We start from the raw sequence: 25,983 nt of genomic DNA, 5'->3' as shown, positions 1-25,983 counted from the left end.
AAAATGGCCGCAGCCGACGGTGGATTTACGTGAAATGGCGCGAATCCTGCGCCGGCGCTGGAAGCTCGTGGCAACAAGCTCGGCCGCGCTGGCCGCACTCGCGCTGATCTATATTTTCATCCTGGCAACGACGCTCTACACCGCGACCTCGACGGTTTTCGTCGATCCGCGGCGCACCACCGCGATCGAATCGAACCAATCGTCGGTCGAGACCTCGAATTATGGCACCGACGACGCCACCATCGACAGCGAGGCGATGCTGATCCAGTCGATCGCCATCCTGCAACGGGTGGTGGAGAAACTCAAACTCACGAGCGACGAGGAATTTAATCCGCCGCCCAACGTGCTCGACTATATAAAGTCGTTCTTCAAGACGGCGGGTCCTGAGGGCGGCGCGAGCCCGCAAGATGCAGCGATTGCAAGGGCCGTCGACATCCTGCAGCGGCGAATGAAGGTCGCGCGCCAGGGCACCACATTCCTGGTTGACATCAATGTGAGCTCTCAATCGCCGCGCAAGGCCGCGATGATCGCAAATGCCGTCTCCGACGCCTATTTCGAGGAACAGGTACGCGCCAAGAACGACGCGACCAAAATCGCGGCGACCTGGCTCAACGGGCAGATCGACGAGCTGAAGTCGCGGGTCGTGGCGTCGGAAAAGGCGGTCGAGGACTATCGGGCCGCCAATAACCTCACGGTGTCACAGGGCGTGACGGTCAACGATCAGCAACTGACCGACCTCAACAACCAACTCATCGCCGCGCGGGTGCAGACCGCGGAAGCCCGCGCCAAATACGAGCAGGCCCGTCAATTATCCAAGAACGGCGGCGATCCCGGCGGGATCAACGCGGCGATCTCCTCGGACGTCATCGCCCGGCTGCGCACGCAATATGCAGATATCGCCAAGAACGAAGCCGATCTCTTGAGCAAATACGGGCCGCGCCATCCTTCGGTAGCTGCCGTCCATGCCCAGCTCCGCGACACCCAGCGCCTGATCGATGATGAGATCAAGCGTATCCTGCAGAGTACGCAGCATGATTACGACGTTGCGCGCTCCCGCGAGGCTTCACTGCAGCAGAACTTCGACCAGTTGCAGGGCGTAGCGACCTCCTCAGGCCAGGCTCAGGTGCGCTTGCGCGAATTACAGCGCGAGGCCGAAGCCAACCGTACACTCTATGAATCATATCTTGCCCGCTACAAGGAGAGCACGGCCCAGCAGGCGCTGCAGTTGCCGGATTCCCACGTGGTCACGAAGGCGAGCATTCCGATCTCGCCGTCCTGGCCCAAGAAGTTTCTGATCCTCGGTCTTGCGCTGACGCTGGGGCTTGGCATCGGGAGCGTGCTCGCGTTCATCGCGGATTACTTGGATGAACGGGTGAAGACGCTCGATCAGGCCGAGGAGATCTCCGGCGTTCCGGCGCTGGCCGCGGTTCCGCTCATCAGCGCCGGCGAACTCGCCGGGCGGGCCAAACGAGGCCGAAGTGAGCTCGACCGCTATGACCCCAAGACGACGACATTGTTGCCGGCGCCATTGCAGCCGCCGTTGATGCGCTACGCGATCGAGGCGCCCGGCACGTTCTTCGCGGAAGCCGTGCGCTCCATTCGACTGGCGCTGCAACGAACGATGCGGGTCCAACCGGTCAAGGTCGTGCTGGTGACCTCGGCCCTCGAAAACGAGGGAAAAACCACGCTCGCCGCCAATCTTGCGCAGTCGCTGGCAACGCTGGGCATCAAGACCCTGCTGATCGACGGCGATCTTCGCAATCCGCAGTTGACGCGCTCGCTCTGCCCGCATGCCGAGACCGGGCTGCTCGAGATCGCGACGGGTCGCGCCCCCGTGGAGCGGGCGATCCTGGTGGATCCGAGCACCGGCCTGTCGATTCTGCCGTCGACCACCATCAAGCGGGCCGAATTCATCACGGAGCTGATGTTTTCCGAGCAGATGGTCGATGTCCTCGACCACTGCCGCCATCGCTACGAGCTGGTCGTCATCGATTCCCCGCCGCTGGTGCCATTGGTTGACGGCCGCGCCCTGGCCGAGCTTGCCGACCGTATCGTGCTGGCCTTAGCGTGGGACCAGACCCCGGGCGAGGTCCTCTCTCACACCATGGACCTGCTCGCACCGGTGCACGACCGGATTCTCGGCACGGTGCTGACACGCGTCGATCTGAGCCGCTTGCGCTTTTACGACTACTATCAGAGCTCGGCCTATCTCAAGCCTTACGCCACCTCCGGCCTCACCGTCGAGGCCGCACGATAATGTCGTTCGCTCCCCGAGTGCCGCCGGCGAGCCTTGCCGGGCCGAGAGCGCCGCGCGCGGCGGCTCGGGCCGCGGCGCCCGGCCGCCAGCCGTCAAGCATCGTCGCAAGGCCAGCCGCATTGATCCAGCTCATCGATGCGGCGATCACGGGACTGGTGCTGCTCGCCGTGGCCAGCATCTTCACGATGTCGGCGGGGATGCTGACACATTGGAAAATCCACTACATGACCTCGGGCGGGAATTTCTATGAAAAGCTGCATCCGGCGACTTATTTCGCCGTGCTCGCTTTCATCCTGCTTGCGATCCGCCAAGGAGATCCGGTCGGAGACATCATCCGGATGTTTTCCGGGGCAAAGCTCCTCTTGTTCTATTTGCTCTGCTGGGTCTGTCTGCTGGTTCAGATGGTGCTGACGGAACGGCCGTTTACGGTGATCATCGACACCTTTCTGCTCCCGCTTCTGCTGTGTCTGGTCATCTGGCAACTCTCCTCCTGGCAGCGGCGGCCGATCATCTGGGTGCTCCACCTCACCATTCTGATCAACATCGTGATCGGCTTTTATGAATATCACACCGGGCATCGGCTGATTCCGCTGACACTCGGCAACGTGGTCGTCACCGGCGAGTGGCGCGCCTCGGCGCTGCTCGGTCACCCGCTGACGGCGTCCGGCGTGATCGCCGGCTATATCATTGCGCTCGTCTTCCGTCCGGCGATTTGCCCGCCGGCCATCGTGCGGTTGCCGCTCATCGCCCTCTCTCTCGCCTCGTTGATGGCATTCGGCGGCCGGACCTCGCTCGTCACCGTACTCATTATTATGGGCATCGCCGCGGGTTTACGGGTCCTCCGTGTCTTGTGCGGCGGCCGAACCTCGGTCCTGGCCGTGGTTGGGGCAATCTGCCTCGTGTTCGTCGGGGCTGCGCTCATCTTCATCGCGCTCGATCACGGCATCTTTGACAAGATGCTGCTGCGGTTTTCGTCCGACAAAGGCAGCACCTCGGCGCGTTACGCCACGTTCAGCCTGCTGTCCCATTTTCAGTGGCAGGAACTCATTCTGGGTCCCGATCCGGTCCGCGCATCCGCGCTGCAGACGGCCTATGGCCTCAAATTCGGCATCGAGGATTTCTGGATATCCTCGATCGTTCAGTTCGGCATCGTCTCCACCGTGCTGCTGACGTTCGGACTGGCCGGATTGTTCACGGAAATCCTGAAGCGCGCGACGGGCGCGGCGTGGCTGATCCTGCTGCTGATCACGATCATCGCGGCGAGTTCAGTCAGCTTCTCGTCGAAGAACATCCAGCTTGCCCAGTTTGCGGCCTTGATCACGTTACTGTTGCCGCGTGAGCGCAAGGTGGCGCCGCTTGTCAGTCCCCAGAGCCGACCGCGGCCGGTTCCGGCATACGCATGAGGCCACTCCATGACGATCTATGTCGATCACACCCACCTTGGGCGCCACGTCACCGGCCTCGAACGCATCACGCTCGAACTGTTCTCCCGCAAGGCTCTGGCACCTCTGGATGTCGTTCCGGTCACGGCCCACGGCACGCGTCAAATGGTGATGCGCCAGACCTTTGGATTGGCGCTGCGGCTCGCAGCGCCCTCGTCGGTGTTGCTCTGTCCCGGCTTTCCGCCGAGCCCTCTGCTGCGGCCATTCGCGTCCCGCGTGCTGCCCTACATTCATGACATTTTCCTGCTGTCGCGACCGGCCGATCTCAACCTGCGGGCACGCCTCTATATGGCCGCCCCGTTCCGCCTTGCGCTGCGCAGCTATCCCCGCTTCCTCGCCAATTCCTGCGACACCCGGCAGAAGCTGGCGGCGCATTGCCGCCCCGATGCGGCAATCACGCTCTACCGACCGCCGGTCCGCAATGTCTTCGGACTCAACGCCGCGGGCCGCGCCGAACGCCAGGGTCATGGCTTGCGGCTGGTCGCGCTGGGAACGGTCGAGCCGAGAAAGAACTTTATCGCAGCAGCGCGAATTGTACGAGCGCTACGCGCGCAGGGCCTTGCCGATGCGACGCTCGACATCGTCGGACGGCAGGGTTGGGGCGACGACTGGCAGGCGCTCGACCGTTGTCCCGGCGTGACGCTCCACGGCTATCAGCCTGAAGATCGCGTGCGGGAATTGCTTGACGCCGCCGACATCTTCATCTGCACCTCTCACGAGGAGGGTCTGGGCTTGCCCCTGCTGGAAGCCCAATATGGCGGGCTGCCGATCGTCGCGCCCGACGCCGCCATTTTTCGCGAAGTGCTGGATGCCTCGGGCATCTTCGTCGATCCGGCCGACCCCGCAGCGGCCGCCGCCAGGATCGCCGGGCTGTTGTCGGATCACGAGTGGCGATCGCGCTATGTCGCGCTGGATACGCAGAACCTCCGACGCTGGAACGCCCTGGCAAGCGCCGACCGCGACACCGTCATTGGCCTGATCGCCAGCCTCGCGAGAAGCGAGGCGCCTGTGTCCTTGCAGCATGGCGGCGGCCATGTCGTCGAGCATTAAGGCCAGGTCCGGATTGCATCAGATGACGTCCCTGGCGGCGCAAGATTCACTTCCGTCCATCCCCAATCCGCGCGTGCGGACAGGCGCCGCCAGCCGGGATACCGCCATCGATACCATGCGAGGTCTCGCGATCCTGATGGTGATCGGCATTCATTCCCTGCAGCAGCCGCTGAGCGCGGGGCAACTTGCGATCGACTCGGTGTTACGGCCGTGCGTGCCGATCTTCCTGTTCGTCTCGGGCTATCTCACCGCGCTCTCCGGCAAGGTCCCGCTCATGAAGCGCCTGAAGGCGGCCGTCATTCCTTATGCGATCGCCTTCGCCGCCGCCTATATCTACATGGCGCTGCATAATCCGGCCATGGACCACCGTCCGACCACGACGCTGGCCCGCTTCGCTCTCGCTTACGTGTTCGTCTATTATTATGTGTTCGTTTATATCGGCTGCACGATCGTGCTGTGGCTGGTGTTCGCGGCCGCCTCGTCGAGCCCGAAATTCCAGACCCGTCTGGTCGTTCTACTGCTTCTTGCCATTCTGTTTGGACTGCTCATTGGCAGCTATCTCGATCCGCTGCTGTCGCACCTTGGTTTCACCGAGAGCATGATCGATGAAGCCCGCATGCGCGATATTCCGTTCTGGTTCGCCTTCATGGCGCTCGGAACGCTGGCCGGCCTATTCGCCATCAAATCCGCGCTCCCTGACGCACGCGCGTTGCTCGCCGCCGCTACGATTGTCACTTATGGCATCTACGCGGGTGTGCGGCTGTTTCAGTTGGGTGATGCCGGCTATTACGATTCAATGGCGTTTTTCGGCTATGCCGCCCTGTTCTGCTTCCTGTTATTTTCCTTCGATGTGGAGGCGCCGTTCGTCGCCTCGCTAGGCTCCGGCAGCTACTTCATCTATCTCTGGCATATTTTCTTCGTGATGCTAATGCGTGACCACGCGCCGCTGCGCGAACTTGGTCCGGCGGCCGCCTCGTTGATCACCTTTGCCGTTGCGGCGGCAGGCAGCATTGCCGCCTTGCTGATCGTCAGGGAATTCGTCCCTCGCCGCGTCTGCCGATGGCTGGGAGCCTGACCCATGCTGCTGAAAAACACCCTGCTCTATATGCCCGCGCAGATCGTCGGTCCGCTGGCCCAACTGGTTGCGATGATCGTCTGGACCCACGTGGTCGACGAGCCGACGCTCGGCGTGATCACGCTGGTCACCGCAACCCACGAGCTCCTGCAGATCGTGTTTCTTGCCTGGTGGTCGCAATACGCCCTACGCTTTCTCGGCCGCTATCAGGACGAAGGCGACACGGCGCGATTTTATCGCACCGAGAATGCGGTGCTGCTCGGCTCCGTCGTCCTGCAGAGCCTGATCGTCGTCGCCATTCTCTTCATGGTGATCGCGCCCGAGGCCAATGGCAGGCTCGTCGGGGCAACCGTTGCCTATGTTGCCAGCCGCACGCTCAATCTCTACCTTGCCGACCGCGCGCGGGTTCAACACCAGATCGCCCTCTACTCGATCCAGGTGACGGTCGGTCCTGCGCTCGGATTCGTGATCGGGATGATCCTGATCAAATTGATCGATCGGTCCGCGGAATGGCCGCTCGTTGGCTATGCCATTGCCCAACTGGCCGCGGCGCTCATCGTGTTACCCAAAATCGGCTGCGGCCGCGGCCTTTGGCCGCTCGATCGCGATATCATCAACCACGCAGCGCGATATGGCGTTCCCCTGATCATTGGGGGCGCGCTCGGCTGGGTCGGGCTCAACGCGTCGCGCTTTGTCGTGAACGATATGCTGGGCGTGGCGGCTGCGGGCTTGTTCGCCGTCGGCTACGGCCTCGGCCAGCGGGCGGCGACCTTCGCCGCCATGCTGGTGACGGCTGCCGCTTATCCCATCGCCGTCAAAAGCATGGAACGCCACGGCGCCAAGGTTGCCATGCGCCAGCTTGCCGACAACAGCGCGTTGTTGATCGCAATTCTTGCCCCCTGCATCACCGGCATTTTCATGCTGCGCCTGGAGATCGTGCATCTCCTGATTGCCCCTGCCTTCCGACAGGTCACGCTCGCCATTCTCCCGCTCTCCGTGCTCGCCGGTTCGATCAGGAGTCTCCGCGCACATTTTGTCGACCAGACGTTCCTGCTGCATCATCGCACCGGATTGCTGGCGATCGTTACAACCATCGATGCAGCCGTAACCCTTGCGCTCAGCTTCGTCTTCGTCAGTCGCTGGGGCTTGACTGGCGCGGCGGGCGCCACCGTGGTCGCCGCGCTCGTTGCCGCGAGCACGAGCTTTGCCATCGCCTTTCTGAGATTCGGCCTGACGCTTCCGCTGGAACATCTCGCGCCGCTCGCCGTCGCCACCGCAATCATGGCGGCTGCGCTGAACATGCTGCCGGAAGCGTCGTCGCTGATTGTTCTGGCCAGTCATGTCGTGCTCGGCGCCGCGATCTATGCCGCCGCGCTTGCGGTGTTCTATGCGCCCGCATTGCTCAAGATGTTTCGCTTGCGCCAGCAGCAATCGGAAACATGAAACATTCGATGTCGCGTTCGCCGCAATGTTACTCACGAACATTCACGCTTGTTCGCCGCATGGCAGCTCTTCTCGCGAAGAATGTGTTGCCGACAACTTCAGCATCTCGAGAGTCAACACCGCCATCGTTGCGTCGCAATAGTTCGATTACTTACGCGGCGTTCGTTGACGACGATTCATTTTCAATTGTTCCCGTTGCGCTGGCAGCGGGCAAGCAGACGGTACTTTGATCATGCGTTTGTTATTACAACTGTCATCAAGGGATCGACATGTTGCACGCACAGACGCAACAACGACGCAACCTCATGGTCGACGGGATCACGATCAACGTGCCATCACTTCCAGAAGCTGTTTCATCGATCGTGTCCGCCGCGCAAAACGGCGATAGTTTCAGCGTCTGTACGCTCAACCTCGATCATGTCGTGCAGTTGGAGCAACGGCCGGAATTTCGGGCGGCGTATCGTCGCGCTCGCTTTGTCACGGCCGACGGCTTTCCGATCGTCGTACTCAGCCGCTTGCTCGGGACTCCAGTCAGCCGCACCACCGGCGCCGATCTGGTCGAACCGGTGTGCCAGGAGGCGCAGAAGAAAGGACTCTCGGTATTCCTGTTGGGTTCGAACGAGCCGACACTCGCGCTGACCGCCAAACGACTGAGTGAAAAGTTCAGGGGTCTTGAGATCGCCGGCTATTACGCGCCGGGTCGAAATTTCGATCCCTATTCGAGCGAAGCGGATTCCGCCGTCGAACGCATTCGCGCCTCCGGCGCCAAGCTTTGTTTCCTTGCGCTTGGCGCGCCTCGCCAGGAACTCTTTGCCGCGCGTTGCCTCGACGAGCTCAAGGGCACCGGGATGCTCTGCATCGGTGCTGCGCTCGACTTCATCGCCGGCACACAAACGCGGGCGCCTTCGATCACGCAGAAAATTGGGCTCGAATGGGCGTGGCGGATGTTGCACGACCCGCGCCGGTTAGGCCCTCGCTATGCGCGCTGCATGGCCGTCGTCCCACGGCTGGTCGCGCGCACGATCCCGCAAATTCTCACCGCACGGATGAGGAAGGCCGCATGACATCTTCGGTGACATTGGCATTGCGCGCGCGCAACGCGAGCTACGGCCAGCCCCGCTACCAGATCTGCCTCATTCACCCGTTCGATCCCCGCGGCGAGAAAGTCGGCGGGCTCGAGACCTATATTCGGGACTTCATCACCTTTCATCCCGCGGATACTGATCTACTGTTCATCGGTGTCGACGCCAAGGGTGATCTCAAGCTGGGTGAGATTCACAGGCTCACATTTCGCGGCCGAACCTTCGACTTCCTACCTATCCTGCACTATTCGGATCTGCAGGCGCGGGAAGCTGCCCGCAGCCTGAGAAGATCGCTGACCGGCCAGTTCTTCCTGGCGCTGCTGCGCTTCTTTGGCCCGATATCGCGTATTATCCGTTCACGACGCTGCACGATCGATTTGCGTCGCGTCGAATATTCCTGGCTGCCGGTCGTGCTGCGGCTGCCCTTCGTCCAGATGCTGCATGGCGAAGGCGTGCCGAAGCTGCAGATGGATTCGCTGCTGCGCAAATACTGGTTCGTGCACAGCGCCGGCGAACGGTTTGCGGTGGCAAACAGTGCGAAATTCCTTTGCGTCAACCCGTTCATTACCGAGCGGCTGCAGAAGACCTATCCGCGTCAGAAGGACAAGATCGACACGTTGTGGACCTGGGTCAACACCGAGATCTTTCAGCCCAAGCCGCTGGACCGCGATATCGATCCCTTCCGGATCGTCTATGCGGGAAGGCTCGACGACTTCAAAAACCCGGCGCTGATGTTCCGCGCCATCGACCGCCTTCGCAAGCGCTTCGATGAGGGGGTCGAATTCCACTATATCGGGACCAGCGATCCGCATCGCTTTACCGATTACGCGTTGATCGAGGACATCACCATTCGCCACGGCTTCAAGGATGCCGCCGGAATGGCGGCGACGCTCGCCCACGCGCATGCCGGAATCTTGACGTCCGAATTCGAGGGCATGCCGCGCTGCGTGCTTGAAATGCTCGCGGTCGGCCGGCCTGTGGTCGCCGTGCATCTGCCACAGCTTGAATCCGTGATTCACGACGGCGAGAGCGGCTTTCTGGTCCAGCGGGCCGGTTCGGTCGACGACATGGCGGAAGCGGTGGCGCAGCGCTTCGTCACTCTGCGCGACGCCATCAGCAACGGAGAGATGGATCACGTGCGCGTTGCAGGTGCCATCTCCGATTTCACACCGAACAAGCAGCTTGCACGCGTCTTTCGCTACCATCAGGACATCCAGAACGCACGAGGCATGACGGTCGCCTCGTCGGCCTACTGAGGTGGCGCCGTGAACATTCTCCTGCTCACGAGCGAGTTTTCGCCTGCGAATGGCGGGATCGGAACCTATGCGCGGGAGATCGCGGTCGCCGCGACGGAGCTCGGCGCCAACGTGACCGTGGTTGCACCTGACTATGGGAAGGACAGGTCGGCGGATGATCGCCGCTTGCCCTTTGAGATCCGCCGCTTTAGCGGCGGCCTGCACTCGATGCGGGATCTGCCGTCCAAGATCGCGCTGGCGCGCCGGCAGGTCGTGTCGGGCTACTTCGACGTGGTCCACGCCGCCGATTGGCCCTTCTTCATCCCACTCGCGCTCGCGCGCGGACTGACACAGGCACGCATCCTGATGACCGTGCACGGGACCGAAATCAACGAGACCCAGACGCCACTCAAGCGCCTCGCCATTCGCACCGCCGGTGTTTTCGGCTCCCGGACGATCATCGCTGCGAACAGCCGCTACACGCGCGACCTCTTCCGCCAGCGATTCACGGTCGATAGCCAACGCATTCACGCGATACCGCTCGGCGTAGCCGATTTCTGGTTCGGCGGCCGACAGACACGCGCGGCGACGCGGACGGCGCATGGGATTGGCGCCGACCGCATGGTGATGGTGACCGTCGCGCGGCTGACGCGGCGCAAGGGGCACCTGTTGACGCTCGAGGCGCTTCGGCATTTGTCGCCGGAGTTGCGCAGGCGGCTGACCTGGCTGTTGATCGGACCCGACGGCGAAACCGACTATGTCGCGGAGTTGCGGAACTCGGCGGCGGCCGCCGATTGCGACCTGCGTTTTCTCGGCACGTTATCGAACGAGCAGATCCGCGACATCTATGGCGCCAGCGATTTCTTCTGCCTCACGGGACTGCCTGAATCGTCCGGCCGCGTGGAAGGGTTTGGCTTGGTTTATCTCGAGGCCGGCGCCGCCGGGCTGCCGAGCGTCGCAACCGATATCGGCGGCGTTCCCGACGCAGTCGTCGCTGGGCAATCCGGGCTTCTCGTGCCGCCCGCGGCGGATGAGATCGCGCGGGCCATCACCACGCTCGCGACGGACAGCGCAACGCGGTCGACGCTTGCCGCAGGTGCTCTTGCGCATGCCCACAACCTGTCATGGAAGCGCTGTGCCGCCGAGACTTATGGGCTGACCCAATTCGCGACAGAGAATGTCGCTGGAGCTGCGTCGCCGATGGACGGAGTTCTGCCGCGCCGACTCGATTCCGCGCGCCCGGCCTATCCGGCTTGAGGACCACATGAAGCGGCTCGCTATCGCTGCGATCCTGCTCGCATCCGCCGCGAGCGCAGCACGCGCCGACAATTGCGAGAAGAGCCGGGAGTATCTACTCAATGGCCTTGGTGGCGACCTGACGCTTAAGCCGAATGATTTTGACGATTTGTTCAAGCGATGCCTGGCGACTGCGGCGATGACCAATGTGAAGGACGCCTACATTCTGAAGGATGGCGGGATCGCCGTGGTTCCCAAGCGGGACACGATCGCGGCGACCGCGGCAACGCTCTCGCAATTCTGCGAGGCCTATCCGCGCGCGACACTGCACTTTCTCACCAAGCGGGAGCTGGCTCAGGCGCGCTCTCTCGCCGACATCGTCAGGACGTCGTCCACCTCGTCGACCCCGTGCCAGCAGATCAAAGGTCTTGTCGAATGAGCTCGCTTTCGCGCCGCGATGTTCTGCAAATGACGGTTGCCGGCCTTGCCGCCGCCGGTGGCGGACGGAAGGCCGCCGCAACGCCGAGCGAGAATCTCGGCGCGATCGCCACGAATAATGGCTACCTGTTCGGCGCGGCTGCGGCCGAGGTGATCGACAAGGACCCAGCGTATCGTCAGCTCTTTGCCACGCAGACCAGGCTTATCACCACCGACGTCGCCTTGAAGATGGCCCGGGTGGCGCCGCAGCCCGGCCCAAAGCATTTTGAGTGGGCGGACCGGATGCTCGCATTCTGCGACCAGAACAAGATCGCCATGCGGGGCCATTGTCTGATCTGGAACGAATGGGTGCCGCCCTGGATCAAGAGCATGAGCGTCGAGGAGCGGCGCTCGTTTTTCGATTCCTACATCGACGAGGTCGTCGCGCGGTATGTGGGCAGACTGCAGTCCTGGGACGTCGTCAACGAGCCGTTCTGGCCGGGGCACCGCGCGCCCGGCGGCTTCCGCGTCGGCCCCTGGTACGACGCCTTCGGCACCGACTATATCGCCCGCGCCTTCAAACGCGCCGCGCAGGTCGATCCCAAGACCAAACTGGTGCTGAACGAGGCACAGACCGAGCGCGACGACGCGGTCGGACTTGCCGTGCGCAGCGGCCTCCTGAAGTTGGTGGCCGACCTCAAGCACGCAGGCATCAAGCTGGACGTGGTCGGCCTGCAGGGCCATTTGCAGCCGCAGTATCCGCACGATCCCGGCCGCTTCGACGAATTCCTGCATCAATTGGCGGACCTTGGCGTCGACATCTACATCACCGAATTCGACGTCTACGACGGCACCTTTCCCGACGATGTCGCCGCACGCGACGCCGCGGTCGCCAAGACGGCGCAGGAGTTTCTGCAGCCGACGCTGCGTCATCCCGCGGTAAAGGCCCTCATCTGCTGGGAGCTTGCCGATAATTATTCCTTCTATCGCGGAATGAGCAAGTACAGGAGCACGCGGCCTGCCCGACCCCTGCCCTATGACGACCACCTGCAGCCAAAGCCGTTGTGGAACGTGATCGCGCAGTCATTCGAGAATGCCCGTCGCCCGGCGCTGTCCACCAATGGCCGAGCGCGCTGAACACGTAAGAGCCAGGAGCCACCGCATGCTTTCCAAGGCTGTAACCGGAACCGCGCTGCTGCTGAAGCGGCACACGCCGCGGCTTTACTCGTCGATCCGCAACAACGCGCCCTCCGGGCTGCGTTCGATCATCAACGAGCGGATGACGGTGGAGAGCCTCGGGACTGACGACCCGAAGCTCGTCTTCACCAACATTTTCCGGAAGAACTGGTGGAACAACGGCGAGAGCCGCAGCGGATGGGGCGCCGAGCTTCGGCGAACCGTATCGATCAGGGCCGAGCTTCTCGAATTCGTGCAGCGTCATTCCATCCGCTCGCTGCTCGATGCGCCGTGCGGCGATTTTCACTGGATGCGGCATGTCAAATGGCCGCCGGGATTTCGCTACGTCGGCGCGGATATCGTGCACGATCTCATCGTCGAAAATCGCAAGAAATACCCATATACGGAGTTCATGGAGCTCAACGTGCTTTCCGATCCACTTCCGCCAGTGGAGAGTTGGCTCGCGCGCGACCTGATGATCCATTTCCCCGACGAGGCGGTCCAGGCTGCCCTCACGCAATTCCGGAAGTCCAGCATTCGCTATCTTCTGGCGACCACCTACCCTAACGCGCGGAGCAATACCGACATCAAATTCGGCCAGGTGAGGCACCTCAACCTTTGCGCGCCGCCGTTCAAGCTTCCACCGCCGTTCGAAATGCTGCGCGAGGACGATGATCCCAAGACCGGACGCGTCATTGGCGTGTGGCGGCGAAACGACATCGTATAGGCTCTGTCGATGCGGCTTCTCGACGGACTTCTTGTCGTGGCGCTCCTCGGCGCAAGCAGCGCCGCCGTCGCCGATGACGTCAAGCCGTCGCCCTCGGATGCCAGGCCATCGATGCCTTTCACCGGTACCGCGACCATGCAGGACGATCGATCCCTCGTCCTGCATTTGCGCCTGACCGGCGACGGCAAGGAAATCAACGATACGCTCATTTACAAGTCGACAGACCGCGGCTACGACAACGTGCTCCGCCATCTCGGTGGCCTCAGGCCAGGCGATACGAAAAGTTTCAGTCCCTGGAAAGACTGAGCCATGGCGACGTCCTGCACTGTGCTTGCGCTCGCAATGACCCAGAGATTCATCGTAGCTGCTATGGAATGGGAATGCGGCCGGCTCGGCAAAGCCGGCCGCGTCGTGAACTACATCTTGGTCCAGTCGCCGGCGCCTTCGAAGGCCGCGGCGGCACGGTAGATGGTCGGCTCGTCGTAATATTTTCCGATCAGCATCAGGCCGACGGGCAGGCCGTCGCTCATCCCGCATGGCAGACTCATCGCGGGATGCCCGCTGGCATTGAAAGGTGCCGTGTTCGGCACCATCTCGAACGCGCGCTGGATATAGAGCTCGCGCGGCGCGTCCGGCGGCGGCAGCGGAGTCGCCTTCATCGGCAGCGTCGGCATCAGCAAGAGATCGTATTTGGCCAATGCCTCATCATAGGCCGCGCGCAGCTTCCGGTTCAGGTTCTGCGCCTTGGCATAGAAATGCCCGCGATAATGTTTGGTGAAATACTGCCCGAGCAGCATCGTGATCTTGAGGCTGTCGGAGAGTTCGTCGGCGCGATGCCGCCAGGCGGAATGGGCATCGAGTAGCGTGGTGTTGTAAAGGCCGCGCCAATTGGTGCCCATGCCGTTGCCCTTCATCATGAACTCGGTGGCGCCCTCGGCCGCGATCGGCAACCAGATCGCGGGAGCCGCGAGATGCAGCGGCACGGAGATTTCCTCGACGGTCGCACCGAGCTTGGCGAAGAGATCCGCGCCCGCCTTGACCTTTGCATCGACATCTGGCTCGGAGCTTGCGTGGGCAAAGCCTTCCCGCACCACGCCGATGCGCAAACCCCGCGCGCCGGCGCCGAGCGCCTCGGTATAGCTCGACACCTTCGGCGCGCCCTGCCGCGGGTCCAGCCCGTCCGCACCCGCCAACACCTCGAGCAGCAGCGCATTGTCGCGCACTGTCCGCGTCATGGGACCTGTGTGATCGAGCGTCAGCTCGATCGGCATCACGCCGGTATAGGGGACGAGGCCATACGTCGGCTTCATCCCATAGATGCCGCTGAAGGAAGAGGGAATGCGGATTGATCCGCCCTGGTCACCGCCGATCGCCATGTCGGCTTCGCCTGTCGCGACCACCACCGCGCTGCCCGAGGACGAGCCGCCGGCCGAATAGCCCATCCTGTGCGGATTGTGGACCGGGCCTGCCGCGCAGGTGTGGCTGCCGCCGGAGAAACAGAAATATTCGCAGTGCACCTTGCCGATGATCGTGCCGCCGGCGTCCAGCATACGGGTCACGATGGTGGCATCGGTATCGGGCGTATAGCCTTCCAGCGTCGAGGCGCCGTTCATCATCGGCACGCCGGCGAGGCAGATGTTGTCTTTCAGCGCGATCTTCTTGCCGGCCAGCTTGCCGCCGGGCGCGCCCTTGATCTCCGTCTTGACGTACCAGGCGTTGTACTTGTTTTCCTCACCTTCGGGACGATAGCCGGGCGTGCGTGGATATTTCACCGGCGGCACGTAATCGGCCATCGCATCGACCGCATCGTAAGCGGCGTAATTCGCCTGCATCAAAGCGTCGTAGGATTTCAGCTCGGCATCGCTCATGGTCATGCCGAGATCTTCGGCGACGGAGCGCAACTGATCGAGGGTGGGTCGTCTGACTGCCATGACTTGTTCTCCTGAACGTCGTTTCCAGCCTGATCGAACGTTAAAGCCCAATCCGGAAAAAGCGGACACCCGTTTCCGGAAGAGCTCATTCTCCATTGAAAGTGCCGCGGTGCGCAATGGATCACATTGCGCTTCTCAGGCGGCCTAGTGGCGGATCAATTTAGGAACGAACGACAGCAGCAGTCATTGCCCATCGTCCAAACAAGGAGATGTTGCATGAATTTGCTTACACTGATCTTCGCCGCTGCGTTCGCCTCCGCCAGCACGATTGCTCTGGCCCAGGGCGGCGGAGGAGGCGGGGGTGGCGGCGGCGGAGGCGGAGGAGCCGGCGGAGCGGGCGGGGCCGGCGCAGGTGCATCGGCAGGCGCTTCAGGAACTGGACCCGGCGCGACTGGTGGTACCAGCGGCGGTGCAATGGGCTCCGGTACCGCAGGCCAGACGGGCGGCGCGTCGAGCCGGTCCGGGACGACCGGAATGAGCCCAGACAATTCAGTGAGCGGAGGGACCGGCTCCATGGGAACCACGCAAGGAAATCGCCGCGGCTCGTCAGGCGTGACTGGCAGCGGCGGAACTGGCGCAAGCTCGAGCCAAGGAAACAATCACTGAAGAGAGTCCCGCCGGTAGCGGGGCTTCGGCTTTTTGGGGCTGAGGCAAGCAAAGCAGGAGCGCCGTCGCTGCGGAGGCGTTGATCGGCGCAGTGAACGGAATGTCAGATTACAGGGACGTTCTGGCCAAGGCGATCAAGCAACGGCGCACGATCCTCTTCGCCGGCGCGGGCGTATCCATGGCGGTCGGCCTCCCCTCGTGGGACAGGCTCGTCGCGTATCTGCTTGATGAGCTCGGACTTGAACACAGAACCGTCGAGGGTCTGAGCGAAACCCATCAGATGCTGGCGGAATATTATCGTATCAAGCGCGGCAGCATCGGTCCGCTGCGGAGTTGGCTTGATCGGAATTGGAAAGTCGCCGAGGACCGGGTGACGAAATCCGATCTGCACAGGCTGATCGTGGAACTGGATTTTCCGGTCATTTACACCACGAATTACGACCGGAATCTCGAGATGGCGTTTGAAGCCCACGGTCGGCCTTACGCGAAAATCGCAAATGCGAAGGAAATCGCGGAGGCCCCCGACGGGGTCACCCGCATCGTCAAATACCATGGCGACTTCGACGACGACGCCTCGCTGGTGCTGACTGAAAACGATTTTCTCGACCGACTCTCCTTCGACTCGCCACTCGATATTCTATTTCGGGCGGACGCACTCGGCCGAATGATCCTGTTCATCGGCTACAGCATGTCGGACCCAAACATTCGCCTGCTGCTGCACCGGATCTGGGGTACTTGGCGGCAGTCCGGCTACGAGAAAAACCGCCCGCCCTCCTTCATCTTCATGCCGTCGCCAAACCCGGTACAGGAGGCGCTGCTTGCGCGCTGGGGAATAAAGATGGTCACTGCTGAAAACGGTGAAGATGCCGCCGGCTCGCTGGTTGGGTTTCTCGCTGATCTTCAGGCCCGTGCGAAAGCGGTGGACTAAGGCGACCGCGCGAAGCGCCATCGCGCTCGCGGGGCCAACGCGTCGTCAGAAGTTCGTCGCAAGCAGAGCATATATAGGGACATACGAGGATGGCGCTGACAGCCGCTTCGCTTCGAACACCAGAGGCAGCCTGTCACGGCTCGCTCAAAATTGAAAAAAACAAGGACAACGGCCAGACCCCTAACCGAACGGCAGCAGCGGCAGCTATGATGGCGCAGCGCAGGAATGGTGGGAAATGCGGCGCAGTTCGTCGGTCGACGTAGCCATTGTGGGCGCCGGAGCGGCCGGCATCGCTGCGGCCACGGCGCTCTCTACTTATGGGCTTTCGGTCCTGATCCTGGAGGCCAGGGATCGCATCGGCGGGCGCGCGCTGACGTGGCGGTTCGCCGACGGCATCGCGTTTGATGTCGGCTGCGAGTGGCTTCATTCGGCGGATCGGAACAGCTTTGTGCCAATCGCCCGAAGCCTGGGGTTCGAACTGGTCCAAGGCGAACCGCAGTGGGGCGAGCGAAGTTTCGACATCAATTTCCCGGTTCGCGAACAACGCGAGTTTCAGGCCGCGTTCAGCGCGTTCGAGAACCGTCTCGAGGCCGCAGCGCATCTTCCGCAGGACACGGCGGCGGCCGATTGGCTGCAACCGGGCAATCGATGGAATGCTCTGATCGATGCCATCAGCACTTATGTAAACGGGGCAGAGCTGTCGAAAGTGTCGGTCCGTGACACGACCGGTTATTGCGATACCGACACGAACTGGCGCGCAAGCGCCGGATACGGAGCGCTCATTGCAATGTTCGGGTCATCGTGCAACGTGGCACTGAACACGCAGGTACTAAGCATTGACCACTCCGGCCGCGAGATCATGGTCGAGACATCACAGGGCACCATCCGGGCTAGCGCGCTGATCTTCACCCTGCCGACCGACTTGATCGCGCAGGAGACCGTGCGATTTTCGCCGCCTCTCCCGGATAAGGTGAACGCGGCCGCCGGCCTGCCGCTCGGCTATGCCGAGAAGGTCATGCTCTTTGTCGAACAGCCTGAGATGCTGCCGCTCGACGGCCATCTGTTCGGTGCGACCGACCGCACGCAGACCGGCAGCTACGATTTGAGGCCGCTGGGCCGGCCATGCATCGAAGCGTTCTTCGGCGGCGCGCTTGCCCGCGCGCTCGTTGACGGCAACGCAATGGCTGCGTACGCCGTCGAGGAGCTCACCAAGCTGCTGGGTTCTGATATTCGTGGCAAGATCAGGCCGCTGGCCGCATCAGGTTGGGCGAATGACCGTTTCTCTCGCGGATCCTATTCGCATGCCCTGCCCGGCTGCACCGCTTTGCGCTCGGCTCTGGCCTCACCGATCGACAATCGCCTGTTTTTCGCCGGCGAAGCCACTTCGCCACGATTCTTCTCCACGGCCCACGGTGCGTATGAAACGGGATTACGTGCGGCCAGCGAAGTCCTGCACAGCCTCGATCGCTCACCGACATTGAAAACTGGTCTGGGCGGCCCTTAAGCAGGGACGAAGCACTGAAGTCGTACAGCAGGCCGCGGTTACAATGGCGCAGTTCGACCCGATGCTCAAAACGGTCATTTCCGAAAGACGACCGGTGTCGCTGCTGGCATTTGCCTCAAATGCGATCAGGTTTCGCTTCTGAAGGAGACCCACGCTGTGACAAGATCCTCGTCATTCGGCATTGCCTTGATTATGTTGCTGGCTCCGGCACTGCCCGCTGTCGCGGGGCCCTGCAAGACCGCCATCGACCGGGTTCAGGCACAGGTCGATGCAGCCATCGACAGGAATGCGGGTGCAGGTCCGTGGAAGCCCGAAAGCGTCGATGCCCTTCGCGGATATCAACCGACGCCGGGATCGATCGCTGCAGCCGAGGGGCCGGCCGGCCGCGGCTTGGAGCGCGCGCTCAATCGGCTCGCACGCGCCCGAGCGGCCGACCGCCATGGAAACCCTGCCCTGTGCAGGCTCGAACTCGACAAGGCCAGACGGGCACTTGCGTCGCGCTAGTTCGCGGAGCACGGGCCAGTACAGGCTACGCCGGGGGAGCTACATCGCGGCAAGGCCGTCGGCTCGATTGGCGTTGCGCCACTGATAGGGTGTATGCCCGACAAACCGCTTGAACACCGTCGTGAAGTGAGCCTGCGTCTGGAAGCCGACGGTCAGCGCGATCTCGACGATCGGCATTGCCGAGCGAAGCAGCAACTCCTCGGCACGATCAATTCGTCGCCTCAACAGGTACTCATGCGGACGCAGCCCAGTTGCGGCGCGGAACTGAGAGGCAAAGTGCATTCGGCTCAGCCCGGCAACCGCAGCCAAATCACCCAGTCCTATTTTGCTCGACAGATGATTGTCGACATATTCGATAACCCGCTTCAGCCGCCATTTTTGCAAGGCTCGCACCTGTCGCGCGCCACACTCCGGCTCAACCGGCCCAATGTCGGGCGCAGACGGTCGAGTTTCGCACTGCCGCCCAAGCAATCTGATGGCGATAGCGAGCCGCACGGCGTCCGCATAGATGGTGGAATGCTGGTCAGCGGCATCCTCTGCGGCGGCCAGCGCATCGGATAGACGCCTGATCACAGGGTCTGTCATCTCCTTGACCGCGGAGCGAGCTGGCAGGCTTTGCAGAGCCGACCCGACTAGGCGCGCTGCAATTTGCGAGTGAATGTCGGGCGTCCCGGATGACGTATTGGAATCCGGTCTTTCGTCCGATTCCGCTTGTGCGCCCGCGAGGACGATTTGAAGCCGTTGAAAGGCGAGAACGATCCCATTCTCCGCAGCCAGGCCCTCACGCGAGACGAGTGCTGCACCAGCCCGATCGTTCAACAAAAGTGCGACAGATTCGCCGCGGAGAAAACCTGAGGAAGATCCCGTCATTGCGCCGGTCGTCGCGCGTCCGGCGATATCGGCTTGAACTCCTTGTAGCAAGTGCGAGTGCAGCAGCATGGATCAATCTCTCTTGACTGTATTGACCGTGAGCCGAAAGCACCGGAGCTGCGTCGCCGATAGAACCTTGGATTGGGCCAGCCCGCCAATCCAGCTATCGCAATCGCGCTTCTCCTCGAGGCATTCCGACCGTTACAGCTTGAAGATATCGAGCAGCGCTGCGCTCACTATTCTACCGGCGTCTCGAATAAGTATATCGTCGGCTAAGCAAGTCATACTTCGGTATGCGCCCGAGACGCCTGCGGTGGCGTGCTTTCTTGAAATACCCGCCTGTGCTCGCAAACTAACCTACCTCCGATCAGGCGACCGAGGAGCCCCGCATTGCGAGACCCGATCAGGTTAGAGGCACTTCGCTTGTCGTCGGCACCTGAAGCATCGGCAGCCGTCGCGGCGTATGGGCATTCCACCAGCCCGCCAGCCCATTGAGCCAGGTCCTGAGCATGGTGCCGACGATCCCGCTGCCGCCCGGTGCCGTCGGGTTTGAATCTGCCGAACCATGCAATGCCTCGTTGGCTGCTTCAGGGACCGCCTGCGGTGATTTCCTCTCCGAGCAAATATTGAACGATCCTTGATGCGAGACAAACGGCCGTGAAGTACAAGATCGCCCTTCCTGCAGCCTTCTTCATTGTCGCCGCGGCGGCGAGCGCCGTTTGGTACTTCGATCGCCAGGCCGAGCCAACGCACGCGGCCGAGCCAGCGCCACAGCCGGAAATCCCGGTCGTCGCCGCAGCGGTCCGCAGCAAAGACGTGCCGATCTATCTGCGCGGTGTCGGTACCGTGATCGCCTACAATACCGATGTCGTACGCAGCCAGATCCAGGGCCAGATCACGCAGATCACCTTCGTCGAGGGACAGAGCGTGAAAGCTGGCGATCTACTCGCCCAGATCGATCCCCGCCCCTATGAGGCGCAGATCGAGCAATTCAACGCAAACCTCGCCCGCGACAATGCTCATCTCATGAACGCGCAAGCCAACCTGTCGCGCTACACCCAGCTCGGCGACAAGGGCTACGCCACGCCGCAGCTCATCGAGACTCAGAAGGCGCAGGTCGCGGAGCTGGAAAGCGCCGTCAAGGCGGACCAGGCACAGATCGATGAGGCGAAGGTCCAGCTCAGCTATACGCGACTGACCTCACCGATTCCGGGCATCACCGGTGTCAGGCAGATCGATATCGGCAACATCATTCACCCGACCGATCCGAACGGACTGGTCGTCGTTACCCAGGTCGAGCCGATTTCGCTGATTTTCACACTGCCGGAAACCGATCTGCCGCAAATCCAGGATCAGATGGCCAACGGTCCGCTGAAAGTGATTGCCTATAGCCAGGACAACAAGGTCAAGCTGGACGAGGGCAAACTGCTGCTCGTCAACAACGAGATCGTGCAGGCGACCGGGAGCATCCAGCTCAAGGCGGAGTTTCCGAACACCGCGCACCGGCTCTGGCCGGGCCAGCTCGTCAACGTCGCCCTGCTCATCGACATCAGAAAAAATGGACTGACGATCGCCGCCTCAGCAGTCCAGCAGGGTCAAAATGGGTCATACGTCTACGTGGTGACGCCGGACAAGACGGCGCAGGTGCGGCCGGTGAAAGTCGCCCAGATCAGCCAGGGGCAGGCGCTCATTGATGATGGCCTCAAGGCGAACGAGACGGTCGTTGTCGATGGACAATACAGGCTGCAGCAAGGCAGCCGCGTCAAGGAATTGCATGGCAAGGCTGCAACGGAAGCCGACATGCAGAGCGCGGTGCAGGAAGCGATTCCATGAACCTGTCAGCCCCGTTCATTTCCCGGCCGATCGCGACCGTTCTGCTGATGGCCGGTCTGCTGTTGTGCGGCCTTGCAGCGTATCCACTGCTGCCAGTTGGCGCGCTGCCGAACGTCAATTACCCGACCATCCAGATCTCGGCGCAACTGCCCGGCGCTGACCCGCAGACGATCGCCTCCTCGGTGGCAACGCCGCTCGAGCAGCAGCTAAGCCAGATTCCGGGCGTCACGCAACTGACCTCGTCAAGCGCCTTGGGCGTCGCACAGATCATCGTACAATTCGAACTTTCACGCACGGTGGACAGTGCCGCCGTCGATGTGCTCTCCGCGATCAATGCGGCCAGTCCCTACCTCCCCCAGAATATTCCATACCCTCCGACAATCCGGAAAGTGAACCCGGCGGAAACGCCGATCATGCTGATCGCGCTCACATCCGATTCCCTGCCACTGACGACCATCGACGCCTGCGCCGAAAATATCCTCCTGCCCAAGATCGCGCAGATCCCCGGCGTCGGCCTGGTCGGCATCGGCGGCCAGCAAAAACCGGCGATCCGAATTCAGGTCAATCCGCAGGCGCTGGCGGCACGGGGAATTGGGCTGGAGGACGTGCGCGGTGTCATTGCCGAAGCCAACGTCGACCAGGCAAAAGGGACGCTCAACAGTCCGCGCGTCACCTACACGCTGAACACCAACGACCAATTGTTGAAGCCCGAGGCTTATGACGAGCTGATCATCGCCTATCGCAACGGCTCCCCCGTACGAATCCGCGATATCGGCAAGGCGATCGAAGCGCCGGAGAACGACCTCTTGGCTGGATGGTACGGCAAGCAACCGGCCATCATCCTTGCCGTGCAACGCGTTCCCGGCGCCAATGTCATCGAGACCGTGGACCACATCAAGAGCTTGCTGCCCAAGATCCAGGCCTCAATTCCGCCGGCCATCAAAGTCTCGATCGCGGCCGACCGCACGACCACCATCCGCGCAGCGGTCGCGGACGTGCAGTTCACCCTCATGCTGACGGTCGCGCTGGTGGTAATGGTGATCTTCCTCTTCCTGAGAAACCTGTGGGCGACCGTCATTCCGGCCGTCACCGTCCCCCTCTCACTGGTCGGCACTTTCGCAGTTCTCTATGCACTCGGCTACAGCCTGGACAATCTCTCCCTGATGGCGCTCTCGATCGCGGTCGGCTTCGTTGTCGACGACGCAGTGGTCGTGATCGAGAACATCGTGCGCTATCTCGAACAGGGCCTCAGCCCCATGCAGGCGGCCCTCAAGGGGGCAGGCGAGATCGGCTTCACCATCGTTTCCATCACGCTTTCCTTGATTGCCGTCTTCATCCCGTTGTTTCTGATGGGAGGTTACGTCGGCAAGCTGTTTCAGGAATTTGCGATCACGATCACGGCTTCGCTGCTGCTGTCGCTGGTGATCTCGCTGACATTGACGCCAATGATGTGCTCGCGCCTGCTGCGGGATGATAGCCAGAAGCAGCATGGGAGGATTTACCTCGCCTTCGAGCACGGCTTTGATGCACTTCTCGGCCTGTACGCGCGCGGTCTTCAGGTGGTGCTGCGGCACCGCTTCGTCACGTTGACGCTGATGCTCTGCACGGTCATGCTGACCGGCTATCTCTACATGATCATCCCCAAGGGCTTCTTCCCGCAGGAAGACACTGGTCAGATCGTAGGCATCACGGAAGCCTCGCAGGATATCTCCTTTCCGGCGATGGCCGAACGCCAGCAGGCACTTGTCGACACCTTGCTGAAAGATCCGGATATCGACTCGGTTGCCAGCTATATCGGGCCGGGCGGGCCGACCGCGACGCTCAATCAGGGGCGCATCTTCATCATGTTGAAGGCAAAGCCTCAGCGCAAGGCGAGCGCGGATGCAATCATCAATCGCCTGCGGCCGCAGCTTGCCCGCATCCAAGGCATCACGCTTTACATGCAGGCCGCCCAGGACATTACTATCGGCGCGCGTTTATCTAAGACGCAATACCAGTACACCTTGACGGATGCGGATTCCAACGAACTCGCACACTGGTCCGCCATTTTCCTGGAAAAGATCAGGAGCCTGCCTTTCGTGACGGACGTCGCAAGTGACCAGGCCAATGCGGGCCCGTTGCTGAATGTGACCGTCAATCGCGAAGTCGCCTCCAGCCATGGAATTCTTCCCTCGACGATCGACAACACGCTGGACGATGCATTCGGACAACGCATCGTCTCGACCATGTTTACCGCGCTGAACCAGTACCACGTCGTGCTCGAAGTGCTCCCGCGCTTCCAATACGGCCCGGAAGCTCTGAGCGAGATTTACCTGAACTCCTCGACCGGACAGCAGGTGCCGCTCAGCACCCTGGTCAACAGCGAGATCAAGCCCGCTCCGATTCTCATCAATCACCAGAGCATGTTTCCGTCCGTCACCATATCCTTCAACCTGAAGCCGGGCGTTGCGCTCGGTGATGCGGTGGCAGGCATCGAACAAATCGAGAGGCAAGCGGGAAAGCCGGAATCGCTCGCCACGTCGTTTCAGGGCAACGCCCAGGCTTTCCAGTCCTCGCTGTCAGGCACGCCGCTGCTGATCGGCGTCGCCCTGATCGTTATCTACATCATCCTTGGCGTCCTCTACGAAAGCTTCATCCATCCGCTCACGATCCTCTCGACGCTCCCCTCCGCCGGCATCGGCGCTCTTTTGATGCTGATGGCGGTGCGCATGGACCTTAGCGTGATCGCGATCATCGGCATCATTCTCCTGATCGGCATTGTCAAGAAGAACGGCATCATGCTGGTCGATTTCGCACTCGAAGTGCAGCGCAACGAAGGCGCGTCCCCGGAAAAGGCTGTGTACAAAGCCTGTACCTTGCGCTTCCGGCCGATTCTGATGACGACGATGGCAGCGCTGCTCGGCGGCGTGCCCCTGATGGTCGGCACCGGCACGGGATCGGAACTGCGGCAGCCGCTCGGCTATACGATCGTCGGCGGTCTGCTGCTGTCCCAAGTCTTGACGCTGTACACCACGCCAGTCGTCTACCTCTATCTCGATGGGCTCGGCTCCTGGTTCGCGAGGCGCAAGCAGTCGCGCGTCGAAAAGCCCGTCCCTGTCGCCGCCGAATAAGGAATGAGGGCTATGGACACATTCGAAACAGTGATGCTGGGAATGACGGCCGAAAAGACCGTCACCGTCACGCCCGACATGACCATCGGTCATTTCGTTGCGGGAATGCCGCAGGTTTATGCAACGCCGATGATGATCCTGCACATGGAGATGGCTGCCGGATCGGCAATTGCCGACTGCTTGCCTGCGGGTTACGTCAGCGTCGGCATGGAAGTGAACGTTCGCCACCTGGCTGCCACGCCCATCGGCCGCACGGTTCGCACGATCGCGCGTGTCATCGATATGGAGGGCAAGCGCGTGCTGTTCGCAGTGGAGGCCTGGAACGACGAGCGGAAGATCGGCGAGGGCACTCACCGGCGCGGCATCGTCAAGCTTGAGGAGTTCGAGCGGCGGTTCGCGGTGAGAGAGGGAATGGCCATCTGGCGGCGGTCCGGTCGCGCCTGATCGAGATCAGCGTTAGAGCCTGTTGCGATCAAAGCGGATTGTATCCGCAATGACGGACGTAGTTGGCGCATTCTTCAGGGGTGAACAGGTTCAGGGTGCGTCCGATGAAATCCCAGAGGGCGTCGACGGTTCTGGCCTGGGCTTGCCGCAACAGTTCCTTGAGTTTGGCGAATGCCATCTCGATCGGATTGAGATCGGGGCTGTAGGGCGGCAGGAATAGTAGGCGCGCACCGGCGCCTGCGATGAGGCGAGCGGCCTCTTCGTTCTTGTGGCTCGACAGATTGTCGAGGATCACGGTGTCGCCCTGGCGCAGCACGGGGACGAGGATCTGCTCGACATAGGCCAGGAAACACTCGGCGTTGATCGGCCGGTCGAGCACAAAAGGTGCAATCAACCCCTCGCAGGTGAGGCCCGCAAGAAACGTCGTTGTCTTCCAATGGCCGTTCGGGGCATCGCCGATGGCGCGTGCGCCGACGTCGGCCCAGGCGTAACGACGTGTCATCGCGGTCGTCGTCCAAGTCTCATCGAGGAAAATCAACCGGCCACCAAGGTCCTTCTGCGCGCGCCGCCACGCTTCCCGGCGCTCAGCGACGTCGGGACGATCCTGTTCGCTGGCGCGCACGGTTTTTTTTGAAGCTGATCCCCTCCGCGGCGAAAAAGCGCGACAGCATCGACTTGTCGGCTTCCACGCCGTGCGTGCCAAGCAGACGCTCGGCGATCGCATCGAGCGTCAGATCGTTCTCCCTACGACGCAGTTCCAGCAACCAATCCCGGTGCGGCTTCAGCACGGAACGTCGGTCCCCGCCGGTGGGCAAAGCCGCCGCGCGGCGCGTCTCCTCGAACTCCTTCACCCAACGGATCGCGCTCGCGATCCCGACCCGGAAAATCCGCGCCGCCTCGTTCCGCGAAAGGCCGTCCTCAACCACGGCCTTGATCACCCGATCCGAAGAGCCTCCCCATGCGCCATCCCTGCCAGCCTCCTCCCGGCCTTGAGGATGAATCATGGTTCGCCTGATTTGGGAATCCCCTACGATTCAATTCGATCCCAACCCGCTCTAGAAAGCGCGGGTGAGACACTCGCATCCGACGCTAGCCGCTCCCTCCAAAAGGCTC

21 protein-coding genes are annotated in these 25,983 nt (G+C 62.0%); 18 read left to right on the top strand and 3 right to left on the bottom strand.

The annotated features are described in order from the left end of the window. The first annotated feature begins 34 nt into the window (after nt 1-34). The 12 genes from P6U23_RS06975 (at nt 35) to P6U23_RS06920 (ending at nt 13,446) form a co-directional block, all read left to right on the top strand. A complete protein-coding gene (locus P6U23_RS06975; RefSeq protein WP_407178827.1) occupies nt 35-2,257 on the top strand; it encodes an AAA family ATPase in 2,223 nt (740 codons plus the stop codon). Continuing rightward, nucleotides 2,257-3,660 carry a VpsF family polysaccharide biosynthesis protein gene (locus tag P6U23_RS06970; RefSeq protein WP_407178826.1) on the top strand — a complete coding sequence of 468 codons (1,404 nt, stop codon included), beginning with the start codon at nt 2,257-2,259 and terminating at the stop codon, nt 3,658-3,660. Before P6U23_RS06975 ends, P6U23_RS06970 begins: the two co-directional genes overlap by 1 nt. Nucleotides 3,661-3,669: 9 nt before the next feature. Then, entirely contained in the window at nt 3,670-4,749 is a 1,080-nt protein-coding gene (locus P6U23_RS06965; protein ID WP_407178825.1) for a glycosyltransferase, read from the top strand. 22 nt (nt 4,750-4,771) lie between these two features. After that, nucleotides 4,772-5,824, top strand: coding sequence for an acyltransferase family protein (locus P6U23_RS06960; RefSeq protein ID WP_407178824.1), 1,053 nt, complete (start codon nt 4,772-4,774; stop codon nt 5,822-5,824). A gap of 3 nt (nt 5,825-5,827) precedes the next feature. Next, nucleotides 5,828-7,267, top strand: coding sequence for a lipopolysaccharide biosynthesis protein (locus tag P6U23_RS06955; protein ID WP_407178823.1), 1,440 nt, complete (start codon nt 5,828-5,830; stop codon nt 7,265-7,267). Between the two features lie 269 nt (nt 7,268-7,536). Then, nucleotides 7,537-8,331, top strand: a complete 795-nt coding sequence (locus P6U23_RS06950; protein ID WP_407178822.1) for a WecB/TagA/CpsF family glycosyltransferase — start codon at nt 7,537-7,539, stop codon at nt 8,329-8,331. Then, nucleotides 8,328-9,605 carry a glycosyltransferase family 4 protein gene (locus P6U23_RS06945; protein ID WP_407178821.1) on the top strand — a complete coding sequence of 426 codons (1,278 nt, stop codon included), beginning with the start codon at nt 8,328-8,330 and terminating at the stop codon, nt 9,603-9,605. Before P6U23_RS06950 ends, P6U23_RS06945 begins: the two co-directional genes overlap by 4 nt. A gap of 9 nt (nt 9,606-9,614) precedes the next feature. Continuing rightward, nucleotides 9,615-10,841, top strand: coding sequence for a glycosyltransferase family 4 protein (locus tag P6U23_RS06940; RefSeq protein ID WP_407178820.1), 1,227 nt, complete (start codon nt 9,615-9,617; stop codon nt 10,839-10,841). 7 nt (nt 10,842-10,848) lie between these two features. Next, a complete protein-coding gene (locus tag P6U23_RS06935) occupies nt 10,849-11,259 on the top strand; it encodes a hypothetical protein (protein WP_407178819.1) in 411 nt (136 codons plus the stop codon). Next, complete coding sequence (locus P6U23_RS06930) at nt 11,256-12,374, top strand: endo-1,4-beta-xylanase (protein ID WP_407178818.1); 1,119 nt, start codon at nt 11,256-11,258, stop codon at nt 12,372-12,374. The genes P6U23_RS06935 and P6U23_RS06930 overlap by 4 nt, the downstream gene beginning before the upstream one ends. 25 nt (nt 12,375-12,399) lie before the next feature. Continuing rightward, entirely contained in the window at nt 12,400-13,140 is a 741-nt protein-coding gene (locus P6U23_RS06925) for a hypothetical protein (RefSeq protein WP_407178817.1), read from the top strand. A gap of 9 nt (nt 13,141-13,149) precedes the next feature. After that, entirely contained in the window at nt 13,150-13,446 is a 297-nt protein-coding gene (locus P6U23_RS06920) for a hypothetical protein (protein WP_407178816.1), read from the top strand. Nucleotides 13,447-13,556: 110 nt separating this feature from the next. Here P6U23_RS06920 and P6U23_RS06915 read toward each other — a convergent pair whose 3' ends face one another. Next, complete coding sequence (locus P6U23_RS06915) at nt 13,557-15,071, bottom strand: amidase (protein WP_407178815.1); 1,515 nt, start codon at nt 15,069-15,071, stop codon at nt 13,557-13,559. A 706-nt stretch (nt 15,072-15,777) separates the two neighbouring features. Between P6U23_RS06915 and P6U23_RS06910 the strand changes: the two genes are divergently transcribed. The 3 genes from P6U23_RS06910 (at nt 15,778) to P6U23_RS06900 (ending at nt 18,613) form a co-directional block, all read left to right on the top strand. Next, nucleotides 15,778-16,605, top strand: a complete 828-nt coding sequence (locus P6U23_RS06910; protein WP_407181361.1) for an SIR2 family NAD-dependent protein deacylase — start codon at nt 15,778-15,780, stop codon at nt 16,603-16,605. Between the two features lie 235 nt (nt 16,606-16,840). Then, nucleotides 16,841-18,109 carry a flavin monoamine oxidase family protein gene (locus P6U23_RS06905; protein ID WP_407178814.1) on the top strand — a complete coding sequence of 423 codons (1,269 nt, stop codon included), beginning with the start codon at nt 16,841-16,843 and terminating at the stop codon, nt 18,107-18,109. 156 nt (nt 18,110-18,265) lie between these two features. Continuing rightward, the gene (locus P6U23_RS06900) at nt 18,266-18,613 is read left to right on the top strand and encodes a hypothetical protein (RefSeq protein ID WP_407178813.1); all 348 of its coding nucleotides are present in this window, start codon (nt 18,266-18,268) and stop codon (nt 18,611-18,613) included. A gap of 39 nt (nt 18,614-18,652) precedes the next feature. On the opposite strand, the gene P6U23_RS06895 is transcribed toward P6U23_RS06900, so the two are convergent. Next, complete coding sequence (locus P6U23_RS06895) at nt 18,653-19,552, bottom strand: helix-turn-helix domain-containing protein (protein WP_407178812.1); 900 nt, start codon at nt 19,550-19,552, stop codon at nt 18,653-18,655. Nucleotides 19,553-20,140: 588 nt separating this feature from the next. Here P6U23_RS06895 and P6U23_RS06890 point away from each other — a divergent pair. From P6U23_RS06890 to P6U23_RS06880, 3 genes are read left to right on the top strand one after another with little or no spacing between them, the layout of a single operon-like run. After that, nucleotides 20,141-21,316 (top strand): efflux RND transporter periplasmic adaptor subunit, encoded by a 1,176-nt coding sequence (locus P6U23_RS06890; RefSeq protein WP_407178811.1) that lies wholly within the window; start codon nt 20,141-20,143, stop codon nt 21,314-21,316. Then, complete coding sequence (locus tag P6U23_RS06885) at nt 21,313-24,426, top strand: efflux RND transporter permease subunit (protein ID WP_407178810.1); 3,114 nt, start codon at nt 21,313-21,315, stop codon at nt 24,424-24,426. The genes P6U23_RS06890 and P6U23_RS06885 overlap by 4 nt, the downstream gene beginning before the upstream one ends. A gap of 12 nt (nt 24,427-24,438) precedes the next feature. Beyond that, nucleotides 24,439-24,870, top strand: a complete 432-nt coding sequence (locus P6U23_RS06880) for a thioesterase family protein (RefSeq protein WP_407178809.1) — start codon at nt 24,439-24,441, stop codon at nt 24,868-24,870. A 28-nt stretch (nt 24,871-24,898) separates the two neighbouring features. Here P6U23_RS06880 and P6U23_RS06875 read toward each other — a convergent pair. Further along, nucleotides 24,899-25,874 (bottom strand): IS630 family transposase gene (locus P6U23_RS06875; RefSeq protein ID WP_407178808.1). Its coding sequence is split into 2 segments (ribosomal slippage): nt 24,899-25,502 and nt 25,501-25,874, totalling 978 coding nucleotides; the frame shifts between segments, so codons are not numbered across the junction. Nucleotides 25,875-25,983: the final 109 nt, after the last annotated feature.

The organism is Bradyrhizobium sp. STM 3562 (assembly GCF_045571435.1).
Lineage (GTDB): Bacteria > Pseudomonadota > Alphaproteobacteria > Rhizobiales > Xanthobacteraceae > Bradyrhizobium.
This window is presented reverse-complemented; position numbering and strand designations above follow the sequence as displayed.